The organism is Skermanella stibiiresistens SB22, from assembly GCF_000576635.1.
GTDB classification, from domain to species: Bacteria; Pseudomonadota; Alphaproteobacteria; order Azospirillales; family Azospirillaceae; genus Skermanella; species Skermanella stibiiresistens.
Window position 1 is genome coordinate 1 of sequence record NZ_AVFL01000147.1, and the last position, 325, is coordinate 325.

A 325-nucleotide genomic window follows, 5' to 3' on the forward strand; every position below is an offset into this window, starting at 1 on the left:
TCAGCAGCACCAGGGTTGAAGCGTCACGCCTCTTCGGTTAAGCGTGGCTGCCAAGATGACATGGGCCACTGGCTGGAGAGAGCGTGGAACATCCGCCGAATGACGAGTATGTCGTCACATGTCAGCTCGGCCATACCCCGGATCCATTGCTGGGCACGGTGGTGTTCGCGAGCCCCGACGTCACCATGGCGTGGAGGTATTACAATTCGCTGTCGCCGTTGGCTGGAACCTCGATCGTCCTGTGGGACCCGGAAGCGGGGCTCATGGCGACGCAGATAGGTGAACGGAACTGAGATGCCGGAGGCTGGCACCGAATGAATCCTTC

1 protein-coding gene is annotated in these 325 nt (G+C 60.3%); it reads left to right on the top strand.

Going from position 1 to position 325, the window contains the following annotated elements:
* Positions 1-83 precede the first annotated feature (83 nt).
* Positions 84-293, top strand: a complete 210-nt coding sequence (locus N825_RS39585) for a hypothetical protein (RefSeq protein ID WP_157619800.1) — start codon at positions 84-86, stop codon at positions 291-293.
* The last annotated feature ends 32 nt before the right edge of the window (positions 294-325 follow it).